Annotated in this window: 26 protein-coding genes; 7 read left to right on the top strand and 19 right to left on the bottom strand. The window is 55.3% G+C overall.

Annotated elements, in window-relative coordinates:
* Positions 1-149 precede the first annotated feature (149 nt).
* Both ABJK70_RS02175 and ABJK70_RS02170 read left to right on the top strand, forming a co-directional pair.
* The gene (locus ABJK70_RS02175; RefSeq protein WP_077728519.1) at positions 150-440 is read left to right on the top strand and encodes a nucleotidyltransferase family protein; all 291 of its coding nucleotides are present in this window, start codon (positions 150-152) and stop codon (positions 438-440) included.
* 132 nt (positions 441-572) lie between these two features.
* Positions 573-815 (top strand): HepT-like ribonuclease domain-containing protein, encoded by a 243-nt coding sequence (locus ABJK70_RS02170; RefSeq protein ID WP_240502388.1) that lies wholly within the window; start codon positions 573-575, stop codon positions 813-815.
* Between the two features lie 236 nt (positions 816-1,051).
* On the opposite strand, the gene ABJK70_RS02165 is transcribed toward ABJK70_RS02170, so the two are convergent.
* From ABJK70_RS02165 to ABJK70_RS02150, 4 genes are all read right to left on the bottom strand, one after another.
* A complete protein-coding gene (locus ABJK70_RS02165) occupies positions 1,052-1,198 on the bottom strand; it encodes a hypothetical protein (RefSeq protein ID WP_245245437.1) in 147 nt (48 codons plus the stop codon).
* A gap of 101 nt (positions 1,199-1,299) precedes the next feature.
* Entirely contained in the window at positions 1,300-1,566 is a 267-nt protein-coding gene (locus ABJK70_RS02160) for a Uma2 family endonuclease (RefSeq protein WP_245245423.1), read from the bottom strand.
* A gap of 131 nt (positions 1,567-1,697) precedes the next feature.
* On the bottom strand, positions 1,698-2,108 hold the full coding sequence (locus tag ABJK70_RS02155; RefSeq protein ID WP_077728521.1) for a type II toxin-antitoxin system VapC family toxin: 411 nt from the start codon (positions 2,106-2,108) through the stop codon (positions 1,698-1,700).
* 2 nt (positions 2,109-2,110) lie between these two features.
* The gene (locus tag ABJK70_RS02150; protein ID WP_077728522.1) at positions 2,111-2,344 is read right to left on the bottom strand and encodes an AbrB/MazE/SpoVT family DNA-binding domain-containing protein; all 234 of its coding nucleotides are present in this window, start codon (positions 2,342-2,344) and stop codon (positions 2,111-2,113) included.
* A gap of 580 nt (positions 2,345-2,924) precedes the next feature.
* On the opposite strand from ABJK70_RS02150, the gene ABJK70_RS02145 reads away from it, so the two are divergent.
* The 3 genes from ABJK70_RS02145 (at position 2,925) to tfpZ (ending at position 5,056) form a co-directional block, all read left to right on the top strand.
* A complete protein-coding gene (locus tag ABJK70_RS02145) occupies positions 2,925-3,077 on the top strand; it encodes a DUF86 domain-containing protein (protein WP_347257321.1) in 153 nt (50 codons plus the stop codon).
* Between the two features lie 501 nt (positions 3,078-3,578).
* A complete protein-coding gene (locus ABJK70_RS02140) occupies positions 3,579-4,097 on the top strand; it encodes a pilin (RefSeq protein ID WP_245245436.1) in 519 nt (172 codons plus the stop codon).
* A gap of 140 nt (positions 4,098-4,237) precedes the next feature.
* Positions 4,238-5,056, top strand: coding sequence for a TfpX/TfpZ family type IV pilin accessory protein (gene tfpZ, locus ABJK70_RS02135; RefSeq protein ID WP_280858145.1), 819 nt, complete (start codon positions 4,238-4,240; stop codon positions 5,054-5,056).
* A 247-nt stretch (positions 5,057-5,303) separates the two neighbouring features.
* On the opposite strand, the gene ABJK70_RS02130 is transcribed toward tfpZ, so the two are convergent.
* The 4 genes from ABJK70_RS02130 to msrA form a co-directional block, all read right to left on the bottom strand.
* The gene (locus ABJK70_RS02130) at positions 5,304-5,864 is read right to left on the bottom strand and encodes a response regulator transcription factor (RefSeq protein ID WP_133717601.1); all 561 of its coding nucleotides are present in this window, start codon (positions 5,862-5,864) and stop codon (positions 5,304-5,306) included.
* A 5-nt stretch (positions 5,865-5,869) separates the two neighbouring features.
* The gene (locus ABJK70_RS02125; RefSeq protein ID WP_077728526.1) at positions 5,870-7,186 is read right to left on the bottom strand and encodes an ATP-binding protein; all 1,317 of its coding nucleotides are present in this window, start codon (positions 7,184-7,186) and stop codon (positions 5,870-5,872) included.
* A 453-nt stretch (positions 7,187-7,639) separates the two neighbouring features.
* Complete coding sequence (locus tag ABJK70_RS02120) at positions 7,640-8,419, bottom strand: M48 family metallopeptidase (protein ID WP_156880836.1); 780 nt, start codon at positions 8,417-8,419, stop codon at positions 7,640-7,642.
* 54 nt (positions 8,420-8,473) lie between these two features.
* Complete coding sequence (gene msrA / locus ABJK70_RS02115; RefSeq protein WP_156880835.1) at positions 8,474-9,136, bottom strand: peptide-methionine (S)-S-oxide reductase MsrA; 663 nt, start codon at positions 9,134-9,136, stop codon at positions 8,474-8,476.
* 126 nt (positions 9,137-9,262) lie between these two features.
* On the opposite strand from msrA, the gene hslO reads away from it, so the two are divergent.
* Positions 9,263-10,132 (top strand): Hsp33 family molecular chaperone HslO, encoded by an 870-nt coding sequence (gene hslO / locus ABJK70_RS02110; protein ID WP_077728529.1) that lies wholly within the window; start codon positions 9,263-9,265, stop codon positions 10,130-10,132.
* A gap of 96 nt (positions 10,133-10,228) precedes the next feature.
* On the opposite strand, the gene ABJK70_RS02105 is transcribed toward hslO, so the two are convergent.
* The 10 genes from ABJK70_RS02105 to bioB all read right to left on the bottom strand — a co-directional run bounded on the left by ABJK70_RS02105 (position 10,229) and on the right by bioB (position 19,842).
* Positions 10,229-11,095 carry a cytochrome c oxidase subunit 3 gene (locus ABJK70_RS02105; RefSeq protein ID WP_077728530.1) on the bottom strand — a complete coding sequence of 289 codons (867 nt, stop codon included), beginning with the start codon at positions 11,093-11,095 and terminating at the stop codon, positions 10,229-10,231.
* A gap of 39 nt (positions 11,096-11,134) precedes the next feature.
* Positions 11,135-11,680, bottom strand: coding sequence for a cytochrome c oxidase assembly protein (locus ABJK70_RS02100; RefSeq protein WP_077728531.1), 546 nt, complete (start codon positions 11,678-11,680; stop codon positions 11,135-11,137).
* A 155-nt stretch (positions 11,681-11,835) separates the two neighbouring features.
* Positions 11,836-13,422 (bottom strand): cytochrome c oxidase subunit I, encoded by a 1,587-nt coding sequence (gene ctaD / locus ABJK70_RS02095; protein ID WP_086135132.1) that lies wholly within the window; start codon positions 13,420-13,422, stop codon positions 11,836-11,838.
* Positions 13,423-13,451: 29 nt separating this feature from the next.
* Positions 13,452-14,573 (bottom strand): cytochrome c oxidase subunit II, encoded by a 1,122-nt coding sequence (gene coxB / locus ABJK70_RS02090; RefSeq protein ID WP_077732746.1) that lies wholly within the window; start codon positions 14,571-14,573, stop codon positions 13,452-13,454.
* Positions 14,574-14,613: 40 nt separating this feature from the next.
* The gene (locus ABJK70_RS02085) at positions 14,614-15,096 is read right to left on the bottom strand and encodes a DUF2244 domain-containing protein (protein WP_210023756.1); all 483 of its coding nucleotides are present in this window, start codon (positions 15,094-15,096) and stop codon (positions 14,614-14,616) included.
* Between the two features lie 125 nt (positions 15,097-15,221).
* Entirely contained in the window at positions 15,222-15,929 is a 708-nt protein-coding gene (gene bioD, locus ABJK70_RS02080; RefSeq protein ID WP_210023755.1) for a dethiobiotin synthase, read from the bottom strand.
* The gene (gene bioC, locus ABJK70_RS02075; RefSeq protein ID WP_347257320.1) at positions 15,920-16,765 is read right to left on the bottom strand and encodes a malonyl-ACP O-methyltransferase BioC; all 846 of its coding nucleotides are present in this window, start codon (positions 16,763-16,765) and stop codon (positions 15,920-15,922) included. The genes bioD and bioC overlap by 10 nt, the downstream gene beginning before the upstream one ends.
* Positions 16,752-17,558: a pimeloyl-ACP methyl ester esterase BioH gene (gene bioH / locus ABJK70_RS02070; RefSeq protein WP_347257319.1), complete on the bottom strand. Its 807-nt coding sequence runs from the start codon at positions 17,556-17,558 to the stop codon at positions 16,752-16,754. Before bioH ends, bioC begins: the two co-directional genes overlap by 14 nt.
* Positions 17,555-18,790 (bottom strand): 8-amino-7-oxononanoate synthase, encoded by a 1,236-nt coding sequence (gene bioF / locus ABJK70_RS02065; protein ID WP_210023753.1) that lies wholly within the window; start codon positions 18,788-18,790, stop codon positions 17,555-17,557. The genes bioH and bioF overlap by 4 nt, the downstream gene beginning before the upstream one ends.
* A 35-nt stretch (positions 18,791-18,825) precedes the next feature.
* A complete protein-coding gene (bioB, locus tag ABJK70_RS02060; protein WP_077732741.1) occupies positions 18,826-19,842 on the bottom strand; it encodes a biotin synthase BioB in 1,017 nt (338 codons plus the stop codon).
* Positions 19,843-19,916: 74 nt separating this feature from the next.
* Here bioB and ABJK70_RS02055 point away from each other — a divergent pair, with 74 nt between their 5' ends.
* The gene (locus tag ABJK70_RS02055; protein WP_347257318.1) at positions 19,917-20,609 is read left to right on the top strand and encodes a ComF family protein; all 693 of its coding nucleotides are present in this window, start codon (positions 19,917-19,919) and stop codon (positions 20,607-20,609) included.
* Between the two features lie 329 nt (positions 20,610-20,938).
* On the opposite strand, the gene ABJK70_RS02050 is transcribed toward ABJK70_RS02055, so the two are convergent.
* The gene (locus ABJK70_RS02050; RefSeq protein ID WP_139841141.1) at positions 20,939-21,118 is read right to left on the bottom strand and encodes a hypothetical protein; all 180 of its coding nucleotides are present in this window, start codon (positions 21,116-21,118) and stop codon (positions 20,939-20,941) included.
* Positions 21,119-21,163 lie beyond the last annotated feature (45 nt).

Raw genomic sequence — 21,163 nt, 5'->3', positions numbered from 1 at the left:
GAGAATTCGGATCAAGGAACTCAAAGCTGGCAAAATATACATAATATATAGATGACCTCTTAAGCCCAGTCAAAGGGCGCCAGTTGGATGAACAACGCCTGCGCTACCGGTTAAACGCGCCACAAATTACAAGCGCCTAGCCTATTCACATGAAACCCTCCGAAGCTCTGCAAGCGCATCGTGAAGATATCCGTCGGTTGGTCGACCGAAGCCGTGCCCGAAATGCCCGCGTATTCGGCTCTGTTCTGTACGGCGAGGATACCGATCGGAGCGATCTCGACATCCTGATCGATCCCCTTCCCGGAACGACGCTGCTTGATCTCGGTGGACTGCAGATCGCGCTTGAAGAGTTACTCGGCGTGCCGGTCGACCTGCTTACGCCCGGAGACCTCCCTGCGGAAATCCGGAGCAAGGTTCTCCAGGAGGCCGCCCCGCTGTGAGCGACGACAAACACCGACTTCGTGCGGCTGATTACCTGGGTCATATGCTTGAAGCCATCCGGCTGGCACGCGAATACACCAACGGAGTGACAAAGGAGAACTTTTTCGCTGATCCGTAAGACGCAGCAGGCGGTGATACTGAATATTCTGGTCATTGGCGCGGCGGCCACTAAATTGGTCAACGAATATCCGGACCTCGCTGCCGAGCATTCCGAAATACCCTGGAAACCGATGCGAGGTATGCGAAACAGAATGGCCCACGGCTATTTCGAGATCAATCTGGAAGTCGCATGGGATACCATTCGTGAGTCTCTGCCAAAGCTTGAGCAACAACTGCTGGACTTGAATCGGCAGTTGAAGAAAAAGCCTGGATAATGTTTCCCGAACCTAGGACAAACACCCCGCCATCGGCGCTTTGGTTGACGACGCATTACCTTGGAGTGAGGATCGACTTGCCGAACGGTTCCCGGCACCCTGATTGGTCCGGCGTTCCGCAAAATTACGAAAGCCTGCCGCACCCCGCGTGATAACCACCACGATCTGTCTTGATAGCCAACCAAGCGGGCGATAACCCCGTGTGCATGGAGCGCACCGGGGCTTTATTGTTCTCGTCAAAATTCCGGTCGCGGCAAGCGGCGAACCAGGTCATCCCAAGCCACCGCAACATCCGGCCACACGCCAACGCGGGTTTCGCGCGAAAGCTCCTGAACGTCCGGCTTACCATATTCGCCATTTAGCAGCCGATATACGGTAACCATCCGGTCCGTTGGATGCACCAGCCAATATTCCCGCACACCGGCGCGCCTCTCACTCCGCGTCGGTCCAGCTTGGATTCATCACACACAACCATAACGTCTGGCTACACCACGGTATCGATAGCTTCGTCCGATTCGCCAGCCTTGGACAAACGGACAGCGACCAGAGCAATGAAGGCGCGACAAGGCTTGCCTTCCAGGGCATTGCTCAATTGCCGGTAAATCTCCCCGGCTATATCCTGATGCTCCAGATTCGGGGCGGGCGCCATGAGATAGGCCCTGCCGTCGATCAGTTCATAGCGGACACCTTCCGGCCAGGATAGATAATCGCCGTAGGTATGACGTTCGGAATCGCGAAGTGCAAGCCCCATGGGCGGCCTCCTTCGTTGGGAACATTCAAAATCTCAGGCTGATATTACCGCATCCCAGGGCAAACATGCGGACGCCAAAGCCGCAGTGCAATCGCCTTTATCTCGCCCCCATATCCAGGCAAGGCGGACGGTCATGGGGTCAGCCAGTTTTCCACTTTGAGGCCGGGTACTCTGCGGAACTCATTCATGTTGTCGGTTACCAGTACGAGTCCCAGCGATAGCGCATGTGCCGCAATCAGGCAATCATTCGCTCCAATCGGTGTGCCGGCTTTCTCCAATGTCGCTCGCAAGTCGGCATAGCTCCAATCAACTCCATCTTCCAACGGAAGTACCTCAAGCGCCGCAAGCAGCTGTTCAATCTTGTGTGACAAGGTTGGCGAACCTTTCTTAGCAGCGCCATAGCGTAGTTCGCAAGCGACGACAATGCTGGTGCAGATGGCGATTTCCCCTACCGCTGAGATTCGATTCACCACCGCACCGGCCGGGTACTTAAGAACGCTGGACAGGATGTTGGTATCAAGCAGATAGCAATAATCGGCCATGCTCAAAGATCCACGGGATCCGGGGGAAAGTCTTCGATTTCCGGAAATTCCTCGTCCAGCGGCTCCCACGTGGCGAGGAGCGCCAGCAACGAGCGACGCTGGACAGGTTCGACAATCAGTCGATCCCCTTCCTTGCGGATGATGGCTTCATTACCCGGAAGCTCGAATTCGCGGGGAATCCGCAGCGCTTGATTGCGACCGTTCTTGAACAAACGGACATGGCGTTCAATATACATGACAGCCCTCCTATCGGATAATTGGCCTATGCTAGGCATAGGCTAGCAAATTGATCCTAAGGGGGCAACTCTCACAGACAGGATTGGATGGGTTTTGTCCATTGATGAATTTTTGTGCCGTCCAGCTTCAGTGGTCAGCGTGAAGTACATACCTATCACCTGGACAGGATGATAACGTTGCTCATCAGGTCATGAGAGCTCGCATGCCCTCTTTAGAACTGAAGATTTGCAATTTTTTGAGAATGCTGATTCTATCGAAAGCGTAGAACTATGGACTAGAAGCTGACTAATCAGTGATTCTTCTTGCGCGAACATTAAAGCGCCCAACTCGGACTGTTACAGTTCGTGCTGAATATCTTTGACCTTCCCCATAAAGTCGGACAACACCTTCTTAACAGTGTTCCAGAACATGTAGCGCGCAATTGGGTACTCCCGTATTGCGCCGCATGAATAAGACTTCCCATACGGCGCAATACACTGAAACTATTGCGCTCTACGCGGGCTGAATCTTTTGGTCATCGGCGAGGCAGCCACCAAATTAGTCAACGAGTATCCGGATTTTGCTGCCTAGCACCCCGAAATACCCTGGAAACCGATGCGAGGTATGCGAAACAGAATCGTCCACGGCTATTTCGAGATCAACGTGGAAGTCGTATGGAACACCATCCGTGAGTCTCTGCCAAAGTTCGAGCAACAATTGCTGGACTTGAGTCGGCAGTTGGAGAAGAAGTGAGGATAATTCTTCGCAGGCCAAAGTTAAGCACTCCATCATCGTTGCTTCAGCAAGTCGCACGTAATCTATGGGATGGGGGACCGATACGTCGAGCGGTTTCCGGTACAGTGAGCGGTCTAGCGTTCAGCAAAATTACCAAACCAGGCTTGTTCGCACTACGGAGCAAACATGTAGGGCGCAATAGCCTTAGCGTATTGCGCCGCATAGGAAGCCTCATTCATGCGGCGCAATACGGGAGTACCCTATTGCGCCCTACGCGGGCTGCCGGCCCACCCATCGCGGACGCGGAGCCACGAACAGAGCCAGAAAAGAAGGAGTGACCATTTGCGTCACTTTCCGACCATCCGAAGACAACCCTCGCCAGGAAAAATCCTGCCCAACCGAACGAACCAGCGCCCAGGGCGGGCTTTCGTCGATGGCACGCAAGCTGCTTATTTTGAACTCGCAGCTTTACAGCTTGTTTCCACCCATAAACATAAGGAGTTCATTGTCATGAACGTTATGAAAAAAGCACAACAAGGTTTCACCTTGATCGAGTTAATGATCGTCGTGGCCATCGTTGGCATTTTGGCGGCAGTCGCACTGCCGGCTTATCAAGATTACACAGTGCGCTCTAAAGTCACAGAAGGTTTGAGTCTGGCAGAAGGCGCCAAATCAGTTGTGACAGAGATGTGGCAGACGGACGGCAGTCTCGCCAATTTAACCCAAGCTATAGCTCCGGCATGCGTCGCCACGACCACATATTGCTTTACTCCCTCCAAGAACGTGACGTCGATCGCAATTACAGCAGCGAATGGGGAAGTCGCTATTACTTACGGTACTGGTGCAAACGCTATCCCACAACTTGCTGGCACAAACACTATCGTTTTGGTTCCAACGATAAATGCAGTTGCGCTTGCCCCGGGGGCGGCGGGCGATATGGATTGGCACTGCAAATCCGCTGGCTCAACTTTCGCTGTTGGCACCGCCGGTACGGTTCCGGCCAGGTATGCTCCAGCTAGCTGTCGCGGCGCGGTCTAAACCGGCCTAGCTTTGGCACATACACAAGGTTCAATTATAGACGAAGCGTGCCAATCGAACTCAAGCCCCTCTCTATTAGAGGGGCTTTTTCTTTGTAAGTGTCGATTTAATTGTATTGGCTATCCTTACTTCGCATACATATGGTGCCCTTACTATTTTCATTATGTCTGAGCCGACCGTTGCCGAATATATCCCGCTGGAAAGCCTCCGCCATTCATTTAGGTATCAGTGCTATGGTTATCGCGACTCTCAGCGCGTTGCTGGCCCTGAGCTGGTATCCGCCCACCTATGTCTGGGCGATGGGCGGACAGAGCCTCATCGCCATCCTCGTGGGAGTCGACATCATCCTGGGCCCTCTCCTGACGCTGATCGTCTGGAACATGGAAAAACCCAGCCTGCGCTTCGACATGGCGGTAATCGTCCTGTTGCAAATGCTGGCCTTAGGCTATGGGCTGTACAGCATGTTCTGGGCCCGTCCAGTTTACATGGTTTTCGCGATCGACCGCTTCGATCTAGTTACAGCAGCCGCGATCCCGACAACTGAATTGAAAAAAGTAAAACGCGAGGAATTCAGATCGTTGCCCCTGACCGGACCTGAAATCGTCGCTGTGCAAAGCCCTAGCGACGGCGCTGAGCGCACCAAAATCCTATTTTCCGCAGTCTCCGGAGGCATCGACCTCCCACAACTCCCGCAATATTACGTGCCCTATAGCGAAATGGCCGCTGAAGCGGTCCGGAAAGCCTTGCCACTCGACTCATTGTTGCAGCGCGATGCGGCAACCCGCAGCAAGCTTTTGACCTACCTGGAAGGCCACAAACTCGACCAGGCCAAGTTGAAGTTTCTGCCGCTCCAAGCGACGCAAAATGACCAGACAGTGTTGCTCGACAGCGCGACGGGTGCGATTCTCGATATCGTCGATATTGATCCCTGGCTGCAAACTGCGACCGACTCGAGGTAACGGGCTTACGCCCGTTGCCACTACCACACCAGCAGGTTAAGGAGGCTGGGATGAGTGATTTGATTACTCGTCCACCTGAGCTGGCTCAAGCAAGCTCCGCGAGCCCGTAACGTCAGCGTTACCCAGCGACCAGTGAAGTGATAACCATATTAAACGTCAGTTCCCTGCTAAAGGCCCAGAGCCGAGCAGAATATCAGCAAGAAAGAACGGGCCTGCGAACTGTTCCCTTCCACTGAGAACCCGAGCTTCACTCCCTCACCGGCCTCTTATCCAGCTTCCGCTGCAAAGTCCTGCGGTGCATGCCCAGCGCCCTTGCGGCAGCGGAGATATTGCCGCCGTGCTCGATCAAAACTTTTTGCAGATGCTCCCATTCCAGGCGCCGGACGGAGAGCGGCTTTTCCTTGATTTCGACGGAGACGTCGCCTTGATCCTTGTGGAGGGCCGCGACGATCTCGTCGGCATCGGCGGGCTTGGTGAGATATTGGATCGCGCCCAGTTTTATGGCTTCGACGGCCGTGGCGATGCTGGCGTACCCGGTTAAGACGACGATACGGGTGTTGGCGTCGAGATTGTGGAGCCGCTTGACCAAAATCAGCCCGGAATCGTGGCCGATCCGCAAATCGATCACCGCATACTCGGGCTCGATTTGTTCCGCCAGCGCGGTACCGGTCTCAAGGTCTTGAGCGGCGTGCACCTCGAATCCGCGCTTCTCGAGGGCTTGCTTCAAAACTCCACAGAACGTAGGGTCGTCATCGACTAATAACAGACTGGGACGAGGGGTATCGGATGAGGATTTTGCACTGTTCATAGATCTTAATTCGGACGCAGCAATGGAAGTTCGATGCGCGTGCAAGTGCCGCCTTCGACACGAGGTAACATCTCTATTCGACCGCCCAAGCGCTCGATAGTGGCAAATGCCAAGAATAGCCCGACCCCCAACCCATGTTCTTTAGTCGTGATCGGCGCCTTTCCCAGACGCTGGGATAGCGTAGGGGCAATGCCAGGTCCCTGGTCGAGGATCTCCAAAGTCGCGCGCTCGAAGCTCCAGCGGGCGCGCAGCTTTATCCCACGCGGCGAAACATCGGCGGCATTGTTGAGAATATTAACTAAAGCGTGGGTAAGGGTATCCTCGGCCAAAATGCACGGCGGAGGCAAAGGCCCAACCTTTTCGTATTCCAACTCGGCGTTGAGACGCTGTTTCCGCCAGCTATCCACCGTTTCCTCCAGATAGTTCGTCAGCGGCATTACGTGGCCCGATTCGGCTCTGATTGCACCGGCCGACGCCGACATGACCGAAAGGGCCTTTTTGCAGCGGACCACCTGCTCCCGCAGGATTTTCATTTTTTCCAACAAATCGTCTTGCTTGGCGCCTTCACATTCGCTCTCTATTTCATGAATCAGGATCGCCATGGTTCCCAGCGGGGTGCCCATCTCGTGCGCCGCACCGGCCGCCAGCGTCCCCAGCGCAACAACCCGCTCGTTCCGTAAAGCCTGCTCGCGAGCTTCAGCCAAGCGGCGTTCACGCTCTCTCAGTGTTTTCGCCATCTCTACGACGAAGTAAGCCACGAGAACGGCACTGAATACGAACCCGAACCACATGCCGAACGCGTGCAGTTCAATGCTGTGGTCCTCCATCAGGGCCTGAACGGCGGGCGGGGCGTCGCCGTGCAAAGTTACGGCTTGAATGTCGGGAAGCGGCTGGTAAAAGCCGATGAGTATGGTGTAACACCCGGAAGTGAAGATCACCATATACCAGGTATAAAACTGGGGCAGCACGGTAGCCGCGATAATCAGCGGAAGCAGGAAAAACCAGGCCATGGGATTGGTGGCGCCCCCGGTGAAATAGAGAATCGCGGTAATCGCCAGGACGTCGAATGAAAGTTGCATGAACAACTCCATTTCGGCGACCGGGCGGGGATTGCTGAGCCTCAACCACGTCCACCAGTTGAAGGCGCCTAGCGCCGTCATGATGGCTGTAAGAGGCACTTCGCTAAGCGGTATCTCCAATCCGTAGACACTGATCAGAACGATAAGCGCTTGCCCCGTAATCATGAGATTGCGCAAAACGAACAGCCAGCGAAGGTTTTGACGAGCGTCGGTTTCCGTGTCCGCCGGAGTGGGAATGTTCATGAGCGGGTTTGAGTTCATGGAGCGGATTGTAAATGGCCGACTTTGTTGGGCGAATGCGACAATTTGTCACATTTTTGATTACTAATGTGACTGCTAGTATTAGATCGTGGTTTCTGATGCCTAAGGAACCGGCAAGACGGTAGCAGGCCGACGATCAGATGCTATCTGTAGCTGTGCGCTATAGCCTCCTCATTAAGGCAGAAGACTAGCTCTTCTGCCTTTTTTATTTTCCGATGGATTGTTTCCTTTCAACACGCGAATCCTTGGATTGCGCGACAATTTGTCACATTTCGCGTACAAGTTTCACTGCTAGAATGTTAATCACTCGTTAGGAGCTGCTCCTAGCTGAGACCAGACGCACGTTTAGTGCTCACAATCCTCCTCTTGACGTGCAGGGATCTTTCTCCCTGCACTTTTCTTTTTGCGCGAACGCGCATCGCCCGGGATGCCGGATCAACCACCGCAACGAGGGTTTTTACCCATTGCCTGTGCGTTTCGATACATTTCCAGGGCTTTGGGCATGTTTTGTTTAAGCTCTTGCATGCGAGTAGCATGAGACGGATGAGTCGAAAGAAACTCTATCGGCTGCCCACCGCCCGCTTGTTCCATATTGATCCAGAGATCGATGCTTTGTTGCGGGTTGAAGCCTGCTTTGGCCATCAGTTCCAATCCGAGCAAATCGGCCTCGCTTTCCTGTAGACGACTATACGGCATAAGAACACCGTATTGGGCACCTAAGCCCAATACCCCCATCATCACTTGGCCCGTCTGAGTAGTCGGATTGGTTATCGCTTGGATGACATTCAGCCCTTGTTGCACGGCCACCTGCTGGGAAGCTCGCTCATTCGAATGCCGAGAAAGCACGTGCGCGACCTCATGCGCAATGACTGTCGCGAGCTGATCCTGATTCCGGGCGACCCGAAGTATGCCGGTATGTACACCGATTTTCCCGCCCGGCAGTGCAAATGCGTTGGGCGATTCGTCTTGAAACACCGTGACTTCCCATTCCCCCCCTACCTCCTTAACAATCGGCCCGGCTACACACACAACGTATTGATTCGTTTGCGGACTTTGATCGATGGGCAATTTTTGTTTCATGTTGACAAAGGCCTGTGCCCCCATGGCCGCCATTTGGTCCTCTGGCATTATCATGAACTGGGTGCGCCCCAAAGGTGAGGTCGCACAAGCTGAAAGGCCCAATGTGAAAAATGCAATCAACAGAATTCTTTTCATGGAAACTCTTAATATTGTGAGACGCCCGATAATAGCCAAAGGAGTTAAGTGCTATCAATCGGTGTCGGTGTGTACGCTCGCGCCAAATTCAGTAGGGCAATTTATTCCGGTACCGCCTAAACCGCAGTATCCGCCGGGATTCTTAGCCAGATATTGCTGGTGATAGGGTTCCGCATAGAAAAATTCGGGAGCCTCGCGGATTTCGGTGGTGATTCGCCCATATCCTTTTTGGCTCAAGGCTGCTTGATAAGCATCGCGGGCAACGATAGCCAGTTCTTTCTGGCGCGGCGTATAGGTGAAAATGACCGAGCGGTATTGCGTCCCGATGTCCTTGCCCTGGCGCATGCCTTGTGTAGGGTTGTGGGACTCCCAAAATAGTTTCAGCAAATCTTGGTAATGGATCTTATTAGGATCGTAGACTACGCGTACGACCTCGGCGTGACCGGTCATCCCGCTACATACTTCTTCGTAAGTGGGATTGGGCGTAGCTCCGCCAGCGTAGCCGACTGCCGTTACGTAAACGCCGGGCGTCTGCCAGAATTTCCGCTCCGCACCCCAAAAGCAGCCAAGACCGAAAACCGCAATTTCCGATCCTTCCGGATATGGCGGCTCCATCCGATGTCCATTTACAAAATGCAACTCCGGAACCGGCATCTTTTCCACTCGGCCGGGAAGAGCGGAATCGTCATCAGGCAGCGAAAGCTTTTTCGTAAACATGGAATTTACTCTTCGGTGATCTGTCAATCAGAAGCCGCATGAATATCGCTAGCAGAACCTTGTAGACTAGCAGTTTCTGCCTATTAAAAGGCAAAGTGACATTCCTTAAAACTTTTTGGTTAGACGATGAGTGAATTCGACAGTTTCCAAAGGTTCTTGTTTGAAGATCTCGGGATACGAGGCGAACTCGTACGGCTCGACGCGAGTTGGCAAGCCGTGCTCGAACGCCATCCTTACCCTCCTGCCGTATCGAGCCAGTTGGGACAAGCACTTGCTGCCGTGCTATTGCTATCCGCCACCATCAAGTTCAAGGGGTCTTTGATTCTTCAGGCTCAAGGCCACGGACCGCTGAATACTTTAGTGGCGCAGGCAACGCACCAGAGAACTATTCGCGGACTCGCACACTGGCGCGGCGAAGTGACGGGAGAAACGCTGTCCGACATCTACGGTCCGGGGCACTTGGTGTTGACGGTCCAGAACGAGGATTCCGAACCGTACCAGGGTATCGTCGCTCTCGAGGGAGACGATCTGGCCGGCGCTATCGAAACGTATTTTTCACGCTCGGAACAACTGGCGACCCGACTTTGGTTAGCGGCCGACGAACAGCGCGCAGCAGGGTTGCTCATCCAGGAACTGCCTGCCAAACAACGCGATCGCGACGATTGGACGCGCGTCGAATACTTGGCGGATACGGTTACCGAGGGGGAGTTGCTGAATTTACCCAGTCAAGAACTGTTGTATCGCCTCTTTAATGAAGAATCGGTACGGCTTTTCGACTCGGAACCGATCTCCTTCCGCTGTGGATGCTCGCGGGAGCGCATCGAATCCGTCCTGCTCACCTTGGGGAATCACGAGGTGGAATCGATTTTGGAGCAAGAGGATTCAGTCGAGGTTGGCTGCGAATTCTGCAACCGCCGTTATCATTTCGATCGCGTCGATATCGGCGGCTTATTTACCAATGAAATAAGACTCCCGTCTTCCTCGACTCGACAATGATCGGCCTGACATCTTTATTCGAATTTCCGGGCGGATAGACAAAAGGAGCGCTACCCAAGGAGAGTAGCGCCCCTTTTGGTAAAAAGCAGTGGCGGGTTACAGCCAGTAGACGAAAATGAAGAGGCCCAACCACACCACGTCGACAAAGTGCCAATACCAGGCGGCCGCTTCAAACGCGAAATGGTGTTCCGGGTTGAAGTGTCCGCGTATGCTCCGGAGCAAGACGACCGTAAGAATGATGGCACCGATGGTCACGTGCAAACCGTGGAACCCGGTCAGCATGAAGAACGTCGAGCCGTAGATTCCAGAGCCCAAGGTCAGCCCCATTTCGGTGTAGGCCTCGTGGTACTCGACCCCCTGCAGGATCACGAACAGAAAACCTAGGGCAACCGTAGCGATCAGACCTTTGATCAATTGTCCGCGATTATTCGCCAGCAATCCCCAGTGCGCCCAGGTAACGGTTCCGCCACTGCTCAACAGGATCAGAGTATTCAGAGCCGGAACACCCCATGCGCCCATGGGTTCGAACTCGCCGCCCACCTGTCCCGGTCCGTTGGTCGGCCACATCGCCTGAAATCCCTGCCACAAGTCTCCAGTCGCTCCGGCAGAGAAATTACCTTCTCCGCCCAACCACGGCACCGAGTAGATACGTGCGTAAAAGAGCGCGCCGAAGAACGCGGCAAAGAAGAATACTTCCGAGGTAATGAACCAAATCATCCCCATTCGAAACGAACCGTCCACCTGCTGGTTATACAACCCGGCGACGCTTTCCTTTATCACCGAGCCAAACCATCCGGCCATCATGAAGATCACGATGCCCGCTCCCAGCACCATTAAGGTTCCACCGATGCTCGATCCGTTAAGGTAATTAGCAAATCCCACGAGCAAAGTCGTCAGGCCGATCGATCCCACGATGGGCCAGTTCGCTTTGTGCGGTAGATAGTACGCGTCTTTCGTAGCCATTACATTCCCCTGCTTTTGAAATTGTTGATCTTTCTCTCGTCAGTTCTGGTTCTTGTCGGTGATATCGAAGAACGTGTAGGAAAGGGTCATATCCTTCACGTTTTCCGGAATGGACGGATCAATCACGAATCGAACCGGCATTTCGCGCAATTTGTGCGGTTCGAATTCTTGCTCGGAAAAACAAAAGCACTCGGTCTTGTTCAGGTATTCCGTGGCCACGCCGGGAGCTACGCTGGGAATGGCACGCCCGACCATTTTGTTATCGGTCGTATTTTCGGCATAGAACTTGACCGTGTAATACTGCCCCGGATGTATCTTCATCTTGTTTTTTTCCGCACGGAAAGCGAGCGGCATATTCTCATTGACCGAGGTGATGAATTCGATCGTCAGTTCCCGCGATTGATCGACTACATAAGCGGCGTCCGCGACCGCCTCCGTTTTCACTTTTCCATTCAGTCCCGTAACCTCGCAGAACACGTTGTACAGCGGAACCATGGCGAAGCCGAAACCGAACATTCCGACAGCCACTAAGACGATTGACCAAATCAATCGCTTATTGACTTTTCTGCTTTCTGAATCGTTCACTGACCGGATGACGTAGTAATTAATTTAAGGATCGCACCGATGTAGAGCATCAGCGCGATAATCGCGATGACGACCGCCAACAGTACGTTCTTTTTTCGAATATCCATAGCGTTAAACCACAGTCCCCGCCCTAGAGGCGGGGACCGCTTCGTTTCCTATTTGATCTCGGGTGCCGTCGTCCAAGTGTGGTAGGGCGGCGGAGACGGCAAAGTCCATTCCAGACCGTGCTCGTGCGCGCCTTCCCAAACTTCGTCGGTCGCTTTCTCGCCGCCGCGGATGGCCTTGATGATCACGTAAACGAAAATCAGTTGCGAGAAACCGAAAACGAAGGCACCGACACTCGACCAAGCATTGAATTCCGCAAACTGGGTCGCGTAATCCGGAATCCGGCGCGGCATGCCGGCCAGTCCCAAAAAGTGCTGCGGGAAGAACAACAGATTGACCGAGATGGTCGACAGCCAGAAATGTAGCTTGCCCAAACGCTCGTCATACATGTGGCCGGTCCACTTGGGCAGCCAGTAATAGGTCGCCGCGAAGAGCGCGAATACCGCACCGGGCACCAACACATAGTGGAAGTGGGCGACGATGAAGTAAGTGTCATGGTACTGAAGGTCGGCAGGCGAAATAGCCATCATCAGCCCAGTGAAGCCTCCCATCGTGAACAGGACCACGAAAGCGATGGCGAATAGCATCGGCGTTTCGAAGGTCATCGCGCCTTTCCACATCGTGGAGACCCAGTTGAACACCTTCACCCCGGTGGGCACGGCGATCAACATCGTGGCGTAGGTGAAATACAGCTCCCCGGCAAGTGGCATGCCGACGGTATACTGGTGATGCGCCCAGACGACGAAAGACAGGAGCCCGATCGAAGCCGTGGCATAAACCATCGAGCTGTAACCGAACAGCGGCTTGCGCGCAAACGTCGGGATAATCATGGAAATCACCCCGAACGAGGGCAGAATCATGATGTAAACCTCGGGATGCCCGAAGAACCAGAACAAGTGCTGATAAAGCACTGGGTCGCCGCCACCGGCTGCATTAAAGAAGCTCGTGCCGAAGAACTTGTCGGTCAGGAGCATGGTCACCGCGCCTGCGAACACCGGCATGACGGCGATCAAGAGGAATGCGGTGATGACCCAGGTCCACACGAACAATGGCATCTTCATCAGCGTCATGCCGGGCGCGCGCATATTGAACACGGTGACGATGATGTTGATCGCCGCCATGATCGACGAGATACCCAGCAAGTGGACCGAAAAGATGGCAAACGGCAGATGCGCGCCGCCTTGGAGAACCAGAGGCGGATAGAGCGTCCACCCGGCTGCCGGCGCACCGCCCTCCATGAACAGCGTGCTCGCGAGGAGCAGCAAGGCGAAAGGCAGAAGCCAGAAACTCCAGTTATTCAACCGGGGCAAAGCCATATCCGGCGAACCGATCATGATCGGGATCATCCAGTTTGCCAAGCCTGCAAAAGCCGGCATGACCGCGCCAAACACCATGACCAGGGCGTGCAATGTGGTCATTTGGTTAAAGAACATCGGATCCACGAACTGCATGCCGGGTGCGAACAGCTCGGCACGAATGACCAGTGCCATAGCGCCTCCGACCAGGAACATGATCAGGGCGGTGGTCATGTATAGGGTTCCGATGTCCTTATGGTTGGTAGTGAACACCCATCTCATGATCCCTTTGGCGGGGCCATGGTCATGATGCTCATCATGAGTTGCCACTGCTGATGACATAGCACTTCACCTCATCTACTGTTAATCGATTAATGTTGCGACTTGATTTCGGACGGCTGAACCATGTCGCCCTTGTTATTGCCGAAGGCGTTCCGCTGATAAGTCACTACGGCGGCGACTTCCACCGGATTGAGCGAATCGTCGAATGCAGGCATCATGTCTCCCTTGCCTTTCAGTACGACGTTAAGGTGTTCATCCATCGAGCCGGTCGCAACCGGACTGTCCTTGATCGCCGGGAAAGTTCCCGGGATGCCTTCGCCATTGGCCTGATGGCAACCCGCGCAACTGGAGTTATAAACCTCCTTCCCTTTCGCCATCAGCTCATCCATGGTGAAAGCCTTGGTCGCTTCGGCCTTGACTACTTCAGCCTTAGTCTTCTGCTCGGCAACCCATTGTTTATATTCCTCGTTGGTCTTGGCGATTACGACAATAGGCATGAAGCCATGATCGCGGCCGCAAAGTTCCGCGCACTGCCCGCGGTAAATGCCCGGTTTCTCGATCTTCGCCCAAGCGTCGGTCACGAAGCCTGGAATGGTATCTTTCTTCCAGCCGAGGTCAGGTACCCACCAGGAGTGGATCACGTCGGCGCCCGTGAACAGAAACCGTATCTTTTTGTTGACCGGGACCACCAAAGGATTATCGACGTTCAGCAGATAATTAGGGATTGAGGCGGGATCGATATTGGCACCCAATTGGCGGGCTTCATTGCTTTTGGCATCCAAGGTACTGAAGAAATCGATGCCTTCGTCGAGATATTCATAGCGCCACTTCCACTGATAGCCGGTGACCTTGACGGTCATGTCCGCTCCACTGGTGTCATAAGCCTTGACCATCACGCTGGTTGCCGGGATAGCCATGCCCAAAAGAATGAGGAAAGGAATAACCGTCCAAACGATTTCGAGTTTTGTATTTTCGTGAAACTGCGCCGGCACCACTCCTTTGGATTTCCGGTGATGCATGATCGAGTAAATCATGAGGCCGTACACGCCTACGCCGATCACTACGCAAATCCACAGAATCAACATGTGTAAATCGTGGATATCGCGGCTGACCTCGGTGACGCCCGGCGTCATGTTAAGTGCATAGTCGGCGTGCGCTTCCCCCCATAACACTAACCCCAACCCAGCAAGCAGTCGTCTTATCTTATTCACGGAGCCCTCTCCTCAGTCTATAGAAATGCTTTGTGTCTAATCATTTGCTATCAAACAAAATCTTTCGCAATTCGCTCGCGAGCGCCGCGCGCTCGGGCTCGGCCAAAAATCGGCCGATTTCAATTTCCTTTCCATGGGAGCGAAACGACAAACGGCTTGGGTACCCTTTTATCGGCGATTCAGTCCAATCGAGCGCAACCCATGCGCGCTGAAATCGGTAGATCTGCTCCGGTGTGCCATAACCTCGCTCCAACTGAACCAAGGTCTCCGTGACCGTAATGACTTCGCGAATCCTACAGTTTCTCAGACCAAGCCTGAAGCAATAGGCCAATAGAACCCATTCCGCCCCGGAAAATGGCAACACGAGCCACGCACCCATCGATGCAAAGCTCCCTGCGATAACCGCCATCACCAAGGCGATTCCGAGCATCAGAAACGATGCTTGACGACCGTTTAGGGACGCATTCGGCGTCAGTACGAATCGTTGGCTGCCAGGCCTAGCATCCCGTTCTGACTCGATCATTCGAACTTCCGACCTCGGCACGATTCATGAGTCGGACACCAACTCGAGTCCGGGCTCAAACAGAACCAAAAACACCTGAGAAAACCGGCCTGCAGCTAGCGCAGCTTAAGCCGCGAGACTGTAACTTATGAATACAGCGCATGCAAGATTTTATCCTTTACCACAGTAGGGAAAATATCCCGCGCAACAAACTCTTTCTCACTATTAAACGGCACGACGGCCAGCAACGGCCAATCGAGCGAATGATCCAAGGTCTCGATATTTTCGGTAGACAATAAAAAATCCGGTTCGATTTGGTTGGCAATCCAGCCTATACAATTCGCGCCGGCATTTTCGATCGCACACTGGGTCAGCAAAGCATGATTCAAACAACCGAGACGCAACCCCACCACAAGCAACACAGGGAGGCCAAGCACCCCGACTAGATCGGCCACCCGCTGCCGCTCGTTCAAAGGCACCTCCCAGCCGCCGACACCTTCCACCACCACGTAGTCGGCGGACCCGGCCAATTCCTCGTAGACCTGCAGAATACGCTGAAAGTCGATTTCTCGGCCCGACTTCTTGGCGGCGATATGGGGCGAAACCGGGAGTTCGAAAACGAATGGATTGACCTGATTGTAGTCCAGCCGAATCGACGCATTCGCCTGAAGCGTCAAGGCATCCTCGTTGACCAACCGTCCATCCTGCCAAAATGCTCCGGTCGCCACCGGTTTCATGCCCGCCACTTTCAGTCCGGCGTCCTGTAACAGCCGCATCAACCCCAAGCTTATGATGGTCTTGCCGACGCCGGTGTCGGTACCCGTCACGAAGATACCGCGCGCCTTCAACGACATTTCGCGGGACCTCTGGCACACCCATAAACGACCTCGAAGGTGGCATCCAGACCACTGCCGCCCGATTGCCGTTCATAGGCCGCGATCATGCGCCGCAACGCGCCCTTGCCGGTTAAATGGCGCGGTCTGTCTAGCGTTACATTATGAGCACCAAGGCCCTTCAATTCTCGCATCAAGTCATAAACCGAGCCGTACTCCAGCCTATGGACCTCGGCGGCGACATCGATTTCCTGGAATCCCGCCTCTCGCAGGGCCGACCTCACCGCCGCAGAATCGCCGAACCGATTGACGTGGGAGTAATCGTCGACCGATGCCCATGCGGACCGAAGTTCCTTCAGCGTCTCGGCACCAAACGTGCTGAAAAGAGCGATACCGGCCGGCCTCAAGACGCGCCCGATTTCGCGAAATACGGAGTCGAGGCCGGAACACCATTGAATCGCCACATTGGAAAAAACCAGGTCGATCGAACGGTCCCGAAATGGCATTGCCTCGGCATCGCCGCATACCAACCGTCCGGCCCCCGACTCGCCATACCGCGACTTGGCGAAACGCAGCATGCCTTCAGCGATATCCAAAGCCACGAGGTCCGCCTTTGGATACAGCTCAATCAGCCGTGTCGCCAAATACCCGGTTCCGGAACCAGCATCCACGATTCTCTCCGGAGCGAGGCTCATACCCGCCAAACGGGACAGCAGCTTCTCGCCTACCCTGCGCTGCAATTCAGCGAGTCCGTCATAACGTTCCGCGGCTGCGCCAAAAGAACGACCGATCAACCGCTTATCGGGACGGCCGTCGGAGCCGCATTCGCTGGTTGGCAAAGATTCAACAGCCATCATGTCTTGCGACGAAATCCGTAATGAACGAGGCGGTCTCCGCGGGATGCGTGAGAAACGGCAGATGGGCCGCCCCATCGATCACATGCAATTCGCTTCGAGGGTTCAGCGCTTGCATCGACGCCCCGGCGGACTTGGGAACCAATCGGTCCCGCGCCCCCAGAATAATCAAGCTGGGAACGATTGATCGACGCAAGACTTCGCGCAAATCGGCCTGCCGCAGCAAATTCAACCCGCTGTGCAGCGCCGCCCCATCGGGGGGATCGCATTCCGCCACTTTCGCCGCCAACTCCTTGACCAGTAGCCTCGCGTTCTCCATGCCGAAGATTTGAAGCCCGAGAAAATGCCGGATCGTGCCTTCATAATCCTCTTCCAAGGCTGAAGCAAACTCCGCGAGCAGCGCGGGATCGACGCCCGGCCAATCGTTTTCCGCTCCGCGGTTCTTCGAGTCGGCCACGAAACGCGCACTTCCGGCCACGACGATGATGCTTTTCGCGCGGGTCGGGTATTGATCCGCAATATGCAGCACGGGCAAAGCTCCCAGCGACCAACCCAGCCAGTGGGCACGCTCCGGCGCGGTCTCCATCAAGGCATCGGCAAGATGATCGATGGAAAAGTCGGCGATGTTTTCGCTGCGCCCATGCCCCGGAAGGTCGACCAAAGTGACCCGAGCCTTGGCGGCCAGCATCTCCGCAAAATCCCGCCAAATACCGCTGTGCATTCCCCAGCCATGCACCATCACGAGATCCGGCCCTTGACCGAAAGTTTCCCGGTACAACAGATCTCGCTTTCTCATCCCGAATGACCTGCGGGAGACGGGAGGGCCTCGTTGGTCATACTACGATCCTCACCCCCGTTGCTGCCGAATGTTTCAAGCGGCAGATCGGCCAGCGCCCCCAAAAGCCGGTCCACCTGAGCCTCGGTATGCTCGGCGGTAAATGTGAAACGCAAGCGCGCCGTACCCGCCGGAACGGTCGGCGGCCGAATGGCGGCGGCCAGGAAGCCGGCGGACAGCAAGACCTCGCTCGCTCGCACGGCGCTTTGATTGTCGCCTACCACGATCGGCTGAATCGGGGTATCGGATTCCATGAGACGCAGCCCTATCTGCGCAGCCCCGGTGCGGAAGCGATGTACCAGACCGTTCACTCTGTCCCGCCGCCAGGATTCTTCCCGAATCAGGCGCAGGCTGGCCCGGGTTGCTTCCGCCACGGCTTGAGGCATGGCCGTCGTGTAAATATAGGTACGGCCGCGCTGGATCAGAAACTCGATAAGATCTGCGCTACCGGCGACGAATGCGCCGAAGGTGCCGAATGCCTTTCCGAGAGTGCCGACGAGCACCGGCACATCGTCCGGAGTCAAACCGAACCGAGCCAGGCTGCCGCGCCCGCCGTCTCCCGTTACCCCGAGACCGTGGGCATCGTCGATCATCAGCAAAGCGCTCCGTTGCCGGGCCAACGCCGCCAAAGCGGGAAGCGGAGCGAGATCGCCATCCATGCTGAATACTCCGTCGCTCGCTATGAGACATCGCTTTCCGGCGGAGAGCTCCAGCTCGCGCCCCAGCGCCGCAGGATCGGAATGGGGATAACGCTTGAGCCGGGCGCCCGAAAGCAGCGCAGCGTCGAGCAACGAGGCATGATTGAGGCGATCCTCGAAAACCTCATCGCCGCGCCCCGCTAAAGCGGAAATCACACCGAGATTGGCCATGTAGCCGGTGGAAAACAGCAAGGCGCGTTCCCTGCCGGTAAATTCGGCCAGTTCTTCCTCCAATGCATGATGAGCGCGACCGTGACCACAGACCAGGTGAGCCGCGCCGGCCCCGACGCCATAGCGCTCGGCTCCCTGCCGGAACGCTGCGACGACGGCCGGATGGTTCGCGAGCCCAAGATAGTCGTTGCTGCAAAAATTGACCACACGCCGTCCGTCGACGGTGACTTCGGCGCCCTGAGGCCCTTCGACGACCTGGCGCCGACGGTAGAGCCCCCGCTTTTCGATCTCGTCGAGCTGACCGCGCAGCCAGTTACGCCACATGTACTTTCAGCAATTCCGAGCTTTCGGAAAAACGCTCAAGCGTGATCGACGCATCCGGACATCCGAATCCCGAGGCGCCGGAAAAGCCGCTTATCGTTCTCGACGGTCGGATTTTCCGTCGTCAAAAGCTTTTCGCCGTAGAAAATGGAGTTGGCGCCGGCGAGGAAACACAGCGCTTGGATTTCATCGCTCATATCCGTACGTCCGGCGGACAAACGCACCCGCGATTTCGGCATTAGGATGCGCGCCACGGCGACCGTCCTCACGAAAACGAAAGAATCCAGCCTGGACGCCCCGGCCAAGGGCGTGCCCTCCACCTGAACCAGCATGTTGATGGGCACGCTCTCGGGATGTTTCGGCAGATTCGCCAATTCGAGAAGCAGCCCTGCGCGGTCCCGGTCGCTCTCCCCCATTCCGACGATTCCGCCGCAGCACACGTTGATCCCGGCATCGCGTACGCGCTCCAGCGTATCGAGACGGTCCTGATAGGTGCGGGTTGTAATGATCTTGGAGTAATACTCTTCCGAGGTGTCCAGATTGTGGTTGTAATAGTCGAGCCCGGACTCTTTCAGCCGCTGCGTCTGGCCGTCCGTGAGCATGCCCAGAGTGACGCAGGTTTCCAGTCCCAAAGCTTTCACGCCCTCGATCATCTCGCAAACCCGCTCGACGTCGCGGTCTTTCGGACTGCGCCAGGCCGCCCCCATGCAAAACCGGGTTGCGCCCTGGTCTTTGGCCACGCGCGCCGCGTTCAGCACCTCGTCCAAAGGCATCAAATCTTCGCGCTTCAAATCCGTGTCGTAACGGGCGCTCTGCGGACAGTAGGCGCAGTCTTCCGAACAAGCGCCGGTTTTGATGCTCAGGAGACTGCTGACCTGAACCTCGTTCGGATCGAAATGTTGCCGGTGAACGGTTTGCGCCCGATAGACGAGATCGTTGAACGGCAAAGCAAACAATGCCTCGACCTCATCCAATCGCCAGTCGTGACGCAGCGGACTATCCGAAAAATACGCTTGGGCCGCTGCATTCAACTGGAACTCTTCTGCTATTTTCATGGCTACTCCGGGAAAGACTTGAACTATGGCCGGAACCGGCGACTGAACGCTGTCAACTTCAAAAACGGAAAAACGTGAACAAGTGGCCAAACATTATACAGAATTGGCTGTATCCACCCACCTGTTTGTTATGCGGCGATCCGGGCGGCAATGGCATCGATCTTTGCCGGGGCTGCCGGCAATCTTTGCCTTACAACATCATGGCATGCCCGCGCTGCGCCATTCCCATCGAGTCCCCCGTGCCGCAGGTCTGCGGAAGCTGTCAGAAAAAGCCCCCGGTTTTCCACTCGGCATTCGCCGTGTTTCGTTACGAGGAGCCCGTCCGCCACCTGATTCATTCGCTGAAATTCGGCGCCCGTTATCCTTGCGGGCGGCTCTTGGGCATTCTAATGGCGGAAAAACTGGCGGCACTGAAAGAAACGCCCTGCGCCATCATGCCGGTTCCGCTCCATCCTAGCCGGTACCGCCAACGGGGATTCAACCAGGCCATCGAGATCGCACGTACGGTTTCGCGCCGCTTGGACATTCCGCTCGATCTCCACAGCTGCCGCCGCATCTGCGCGACCGCCGCCCAAGCAGAACTTCCCGCCAAACAGCGCCGCAAGAACCTGCGCAACGCCTTCGCGGTTGAAACGCCGATCGAGCATCGGCACGTAGCCATTTTGGATGATGTCATCACCACCGGTGCAACGGCGAAGGAGCTTGCCGGGGCGTTACGCCGGGCAGGTGTTGCTAGAGTCGATGTTTGGGCGTGTGCGCGGGCTTGACCTGAGGTTTGAATAATTTTCCTTAAAAAACAATCTCCTTAGTTTGAAGCACCACAAACATGCTGCGCTTCGCTCTCTTGGATTGAGGTTTTGGCATGAGCCGATACGCTTCCCCAAATTCTTGGTGCTTACAAGGCTTCACCGTTTTGTGGAACACATTATTAAAAGCTCTTGGTTTGTAAACCATGGGAACGATGGGTAGAATTCCGGAGTTATAACATCCGCTTTTGCACTGGCCGATCTGTCATTTTGTTCGAGAAATAATGCAGCCTTGGGTATCCACAACAATCGATTCATCCTTTCCCAAGGAACGTATCGGCTTAGTCGTACTAATCGCCTTTTTCTGCGCGCTCATTCTGATTTCCCGCTTCCAATTCCTTGTCGATTTTCCTCATTTGGCACCCGCTGCCGCAGAATCCGTCGCACAGGAAAGCAATAAGTCCGATCCTCATAAAGATCGCGTACCATCCGCCAAACATCAGACGTGCGCCGACGACGACGACGATCATGACCCCGACCGTTACCTGCTCCCTTTTTACTGTTATCCGTTGTCG

It is taken from the genome of Methylocaldum sp., from assembly GCF_039794385.1.
Classification (GTDB): domain Bacteria; phylum Pseudomonadota; class Gammaproteobacteria; order Methylococcales; family Methylococcaceae; genus Methylocaldum.
Note: the sequence above shows the minus strand (reverse complement) of the source record. Positions and strands in the feature narration are given on the sequence as shown.

What these genes read in the sequence shown, in the direction of transcription:
- bioC (WP_347257320.1), bottom strand. Translation starts at nt 16,765, where the DNA reads ATGATGGCTGTTGAATCTTTGCCAACCAGCGAATGCGGCTCCGACGGC.
- bioF (WP_210023753.1), bottom strand. Translation starts at nt 18,790, where the DNA reads ATGTGGCGTAACTGGCTGCGCGGTCAGCTCGACGAGATCGAAAAGCGG.
- ABJK70_RS02165 (WP_245245437.1), bottom strand. Translation starts at nt 1,198, where the DNA reads ATGGTTACCGTATATCGGCTGCTAAATGGCGAATATGGTAAGCCGGAC.
- bioD (WP_210023755.1), bottom strand. Translation starts at nt 15,929, where the DNA reads ATGTCGTTGAAGGCGCGCGGTATCTTCGTGACGGGTACCGACACCGGC.
- hslO (WP_077728529.1), top strand. Translation starts at nt 9,263, where the DNA reads ATGAGTGAATTCGACAGTTTCCAAAGGTTCTTGTTTGAAGATCTCGGG.
- ABJK70_RS02050 (WP_139841141.1), bottom strand. Translation starts at nt 21,118, where the DNA reads ATGATCGTCGTCGTCGTCGGCGCACGTCTGATGTTTGGCGGATGGTAC.
- bioB (WP_077732741.1), bottom strand. Translation starts at nt 19,842, where the DNA reads ATGAAAATAGCAGAAGAGTTCCAGTTGAATGCAGCGGCCCAAGCGTAT.
- tfpZ (WP_280858145.1), top strand. Translation starts at nt 4,238, where the DNA reads ATGGTGCCCTTACTATTTTCATTATGTCTGAGCCGACCGTTGCCGAAT.
- ABJK70_RS02160 (WP_245245423.1), bottom strand. Translation starts at nt 1,566, where the DNA reads ATGGGGCTTGCACTTCGCGATTCCGAACGTCATACCTACGGCGATTAT.
- ABJK70_RS02085 (WP_210023756.1), bottom strand. Translation starts at nt 15,096, where the DNA reads ATGATCGAGTCAGAACGGGATGCTAGGCCTGGCAGCCAACGATTCGTA.
- ABJK70_RS02105 (WP_077728530.1), bottom strand. Translation starts at nt 11,095, where the DNA reads ATGGCTACGAAAGACGCGTACTATCTACCGCACAAAGCGAACTGGCCC.
- msrA (WP_156880835.1), bottom strand. Translation starts at nt 9,136, where the DNA reads ATGTTTACGAAAAAGCTTTCGCTGCCTGATGACGATTCCGCTCTTCCC.
- ABJK70_RS02120 (WP_156880836.1), bottom strand. Translation starts at nt 8,419, where the DNA reads ATGAAAAGAATTCTGTTGATTGCATTTTTCACATTGGGCCTTTCAGCT.
- ABJK70_RS02150 (WP_077728522.1), bottom strand. Translation starts at nt 2,344, where the DNA reads ATGTATATTGAACGCCATGTCCGTTTGTTCAAGAACGGTCGCAATCAA.
- ctaD (WP_086135132.1), bottom strand. Translation starts at nt 13,422, where the DNA reads ATGTCATCAGCAGTGGCAACTCATGATGAGCATCATGACCATGGCCCC.
- ABJK70_RS02175 (WP_077728519.1), top strand. Translation starts at nt 150, where the DNA reads ATGAAACCCTCCGAAGCTCTGCAAGCGCATCGTGAAGATATCCGTCGG.
- bioH (WP_347257319.1), bottom strand. Translation starts at nt 17,558, where the DNA reads ATGAGAAAGCGAGATCTGTTGTACCGGGAAACTTTCGGTCAAGGGCCG.
- ABJK70_RS02125 (WP_077728526.1), bottom strand. Translation starts at nt 7,186, where the DNA reads ATGAACATTCCCACTCCGGCGGACACGGAAACCGACGCTCGTCAAAAC.
- ABJK70_RS02130 (WP_133717601.1), bottom strand. Translation starts at nt 5,864, where the DNA reads ATGAACAGTGCAAAATCCTCATCCGATACCCCTCGTCCCAGTCTGTTA.
- ABJK70_RS02155 (WP_077728521.1), bottom strand. Translation starts at nt 2,108, where the DNA reads ATGGCCGATTATTGCTATCTGCTTGATACCAACATCCTGTCCAGCGTT.
- ABJK70_RS02140 (WP_245245436.1), top strand. Translation starts at nt 3,579, where the DNA reads ATGAAAAAAGCACAACAAGGTTTCACCTTGATCGAGTTAATGATCGTC.